Source organism: Dietzia sp. CW19 (genome assembly GCF_014145265.1).
GTDB lineage: Bacteria > Actinomycetota > Actinomycetes > Mycobacteriales > Mycobacteriaceae > Dietzia > Dietzia natronolimnaea.
In genome coordinates this window covers 1-4,032 of sequence record NZ_JAALEE010000105.1, presented here as the reverse complement: position 1 = coordinate 4,032, position 4,032 = coordinate 1, and the positions used below count along the sequence as shown (strand labels likewise).

Annotated in this window: 4 protein-coding genes and 1 tRNA gene; 3 read left to right on the top strand and 2 right to left on the bottom strand. The window is 71.1% G+C overall.

Features of this window, described 5'->3' with window-relative positions:
- The coding region (locus tag G6021_RS03790) for a Re/Si-specific NAD(P)(+) transhydrogenase subunit alpha (RefSeq protein ID WP_182640699.1) at positions 1-1,185 on the bottom strand (1,185 nt) is incomplete at its 3' end.
- Positions 1,186-1,605: 420 nt separating this feature from the next.
- Positions 1,606-1,691 (bottom strand) — tRNA-Leu (locus G6021_RS03785).
- 189 nt (positions 1,692-1,880) lie between these two features.
- Between G6021_RS03785 and G6021_RS17855 the strand changes: the two genes are divergently transcribed.
- The 3 genes from G6021_RS17855 to G6021_RS03770 form a co-directional block, all read left to right on the top strand.
- The gene (locus tag G6021_RS17855; protein ID WP_179524037.1) at positions 1,881-2,759 is read left to right on the top strand and encodes a DUF3662 and FHA domain-containing protein; all 879 of its coding nucleotides are present in this window, start codon (positions 1,881-1,883) and stop codon (positions 2,757-2,759) included.
- Between the two features lie 87 nt (positions 2,760-2,846).
- A complete protein-coding gene (locus tag G6021_RS03775) occupies positions 2,847-3,305 on the top strand; it encodes an FHA domain-containing protein (protein ID WP_107747200.1) in 459 nt (152 codons plus the stop codon).
- The coding region (locus G6021_RS03770; RefSeq protein WP_182640698.1) for a protein phosphatase 2C domain-containing protein at positions 3,302-4,032 on the top strand (731 nt) is incomplete at its 3' end. The genes G6021_RS03775 and G6021_RS03770, both read left to right, overlap by 4 nt.

The following is a 4,032-nucleotide window of genomic DNA, read 5'->3' as shown; positions in this document are numbered from 1 at the left end:
GGGGGCGGCGCTGACCTGCACCGGAGGGGGCGGCCACATGATCTCGCCGCCCTTGGCCACGGTCACCCCGCGTTGGACGACGTCGTCCAGATCCAGCGCCCACCGCCCGTCCTTGTCCGGGGTGACGAGCTTGGTGAGGTTGACCAGGTTGGTGCCGTACAACTGCGATGCCTGTGCGGGCAGGCGCCCGGCGAGATCGGTGTACCCGATGATCGTCACGCCGTTCTCGGTCACCACGACCTCGTCGGCGACGCTGCCCTCGACGTTGCCGCCCTGGGCGGCGGCCATGTCCACGATGACCGAGCCGCGCTTCATCGACGCCACATCCGCGGCGGTGAGCAGGCGCGGGGCCGCCCGGCCCGGGATCAGCGCGGTGGTGATGACAATGTCCACGTCGGCCGCCTGGGCCGAGTACAGGGCCGCGGCGGCGCGGTCGTAGGCCTCGCTGGTGGCCTTGGCGTAGCCGTCCGTGGAGACGACCTTCTCCTCGTCCGGGACCTCGACGGGCAGGTATTCGCCGCCGATCGACCCCACCTGGTCGGCCACCTCGGGCCGCGGATCGGTGGCGCGGACGATCGCCCCGAGACTGCTGGCCGCACCGATCGCCGCAAGACCGGCGACCCCAGCCCCGGCCACCAGCACCTTGGCCGGCGGGACCTTGCCCGCCGCGGTGACCTGTCCGGTGAAGAACCGGCCGAAGTGGTGGGCGGCCTCGATCACGGCGCGGTAGCCGGCGATGTTGGCCATGGAGCTGAGCACGTCCATCGACTGGGCCCGGGAGATCCGCGGAACCGCGTCCATCGCCAGTGCGGTGACCCCGCGCTCGGCCAGGACGGACAGCAACCGCTCGTTCTGGGCGGGCGCCAGGAGTCCCACGAGGGTCGCACCGGACCGCATCCGGGCCACCTCGGACTCCGTGGGCACCGCGACCTTCAGCACCACGTCGCCCGACCAGGCCACGTCACCGGAGACAAGGTCGGCGCCGGACTCGGCGTAGGCCGCGTCGGAGAACTCTGCGCGGGTCCCCGCCCCGTTCTCCACCACGACCCGGTAGCCCAGGCCGATCAACTTCGCGACGGTCGCCGGGGTGGCGGCCACCCGCCTCTCCGCGGGATCGGACTCGGCGACCACGCCGATCACCGAGGGGGCGTCCGCGGTGTCCCGGATGTCGGTCTCCGGGGTCATATCGGGGATCTCTTCGAGGCTCGAGGCCATGTGGGGGTTCCTTCGACAGCGTTGTGGAGAGCCGACGCGCGTGCACCGACCCAGACAATGTCCGTTCATTACATCGTGTTCGGGGCCCGGGGTGGGATCGTCCGCTGATCGCGTCGGGCACCGATGGGGATCCGAGCTGTGGGATGCGGGCTCACGGGTGGCGCGGGCGAGAGGGTGATCTCTGCTCCGTCCACCATGAGGACGTTGCTCTCCGGTCCGTCGGCATGGTGGCGCCGACCTCCGGGAGAACTTCTGCGTGAGCCTACGTCACGCCGATTATTGAACCCGATTCAGGTGACGTGTGCAACGCCCGCGCCCCACTCCCCGGCCCGAAATGCGAAGAGCCGGCCTCTCGGCCGGCTCACGGGTGCACCCTCGGCTGCACTCGGCTGGTGGGCGAAGGGGGACTTGAACCCCCACGTCCCGAAGGACACTGGCACCTGAAGCCAGCGCGTCTGCCATTCCGCCACTCGCCCGAGTAACGCCCGAATACGTTAACACGCGCCACACCGGCCGTACCAATCCGCTGGTGGAGCCTCACCCCGCGACCTCCGGGGATGCGGGACACGTGCTTCGGGCCGCCCCCGCCTCTATGATCGACCGGATGCCGCCGACACGCGCGGCGGCCGGACGTCCGGACACGTACCAGGGAAGAGGAGGCGCTCGTGGGAATCGTCGGCAAGTTCGAACGCACACTCCAGGGCGCGGTCGGGGACGCCTTCGCCCGTCTCTTCGGCGGCAAGGTGGTGGCGGCCGAGGTGGAGGCGCAGCTGCGGAAGCAGTCCGAGGCCTCTCTCAAGGTGGTCGACGGTCACCTGCTGGTCTCCAACAGCTACACCATCACCCTCGCCCGGTCGGACTACGCGTCCTTCACGGAGGACGAGGCCCTGGCCGTCAAGACCTTCTCGCGCCACCTCTCGGACCACATCGCCGAGCAGGGGTGGGAGACCTACGGCCCCGTCACCGTCACCTTCGTCGAACGCGACGACCTCCACACCGGGCAGATGCGGATCAACGGGGTCGTGGACCCCGACGCCGTCCCGTTCCACATCTCGGCCGCCGCGCCGGCACCGGCACCGGGCCATCCGGCTCCGTCGTCGCCGTCCCCCGCGTCGCCGAGCGCCAGTCAGGAGAAGAACCCCATGCAGGCACCCGCCTCCAACTACCCCGTCGCCACCCGGTCCGGGTCCGCCGGCCAGAACACCGGCTGGGGTGGCCCGTCCGACGCCCCCACGCAGATCACCCAGGGTCGCGCCTCGCTCACGGTGACGCTGCACCTCGAGGACGGTTCCGGGCGCACCTTCCGCCTCCAGCGCGGGTCCAACCTGCTCGGACGCGGCCAGGACGCGGCCTTCCGCCTCCCGGACACCGGGGTGTCCCGGCAGCACGCGGACATCCGGTTCGACGGCCGCGAGGCGGTCCTCACCGACCTCGGCTCCACCAACGGGACCACGGTCAACGAGGGCCCGGTGCAGGACTGGCAGCTGGCGGACGGCGACGTCATCCGCGTCGGACACTCGGAGATAACCGTCCGGTTCGACTAGCCTCGACAGGCATGGACCCCCGGGAACCTCCGGGGGCGATCACACGTTGCCCGAGGTGACCTGACCGGAGAGGGGAGGACCGAACTCGTGCAGGGACTCGTCCTACAACTCTCGCGTGGCCTCCTCCTGGTGCTGTTGTGGCTGTTCATCTACCTCGTCCTGCGGGCGCTGAAGACCGACGTCTTCGGCAACGTCGGGATGCGGTCGGGCGGCCAGGGTGAGCGCCGGGGCGGCTTCCTCGGCCGCGGCACCAAGGCGATCCGCCACCTCGTCGTCACCCAGGGCGCCCTCGCCGGGACCCGCATCACGCTGTCCGAACAGCCGGTCCTGCTCGGCCGGGCCGACTCGTGCACCCTGGTGATCGACGACGACTACGCATCCAACCAACACGCCAGGCTGTCGCCCCACGGGCCGGACTGGTTCCTGGAGGACCTCGGTTCGACCAACGGCACCTATCTGGACAGGACGCGGGTGACGACCCCGGTCAAGGTGGCCGCCGGCACGCCGATCCGGATCGGCAAGACCGTGATCGAGCTGCGCGCGTGACCCCCGCGCTCAGTTACGCCGCCCGCTCCCACACGGGGATGGTGCGGGACAACAACGAGGACTCCGCGTACGCCGCGCCCCGGGTCCTCGTGCTGGCCGACGGCATGGGTGGCCACGCCGCGGGCGAGTTGGCCAGCCAGATCATGGTCGCGACCCTGGCCAAGCTCGATGAGGACCAACCGGGGTCGGACCTCGCCGGCGCGCTCAGCCGGGCAATGCACGAGGGCAACCAGGCGATCGCCGCGCACGTCGAGGCGCATCCCGAGGCCGAGGGCATGGGCTGCACCCTCACCGCCCTGCTCTTCGACGGCCGGCGCATGGGACTGCTCCACGTCGGCGACTCGCGCGCCTACCTGCTCCGCGACGACGTCCTCACGCAGATCACCAAGGACGACACCTTCGTCCAGTCGCTCGTCGACCGCGGCGAGCTCACCGCCGAGGAAGCGCACGTGCACCCGCGGCGCTCGCTCATCCTCAAGGCGCTCACCGGAGATCCCGTCGAGCCCACCACCGCCGTCCGGGAGGCACGGGTCGGCGACCGCTACCTGCTGTGCTCGGACGGCCTGTCCGACCCGGTGAGCGCCGAGACCATCGCCGAGACCCTCGGGACCGGGTCCGCCGACGCCGCCGCCGAGCGGCTCGTCCAGCTCGCGCTGCGGTCCGGTGGCCCCGACAACGTCACGGTCGTGGTGGCGGACGTCGTGGACTCCCCCCGCGGCGGCACGGT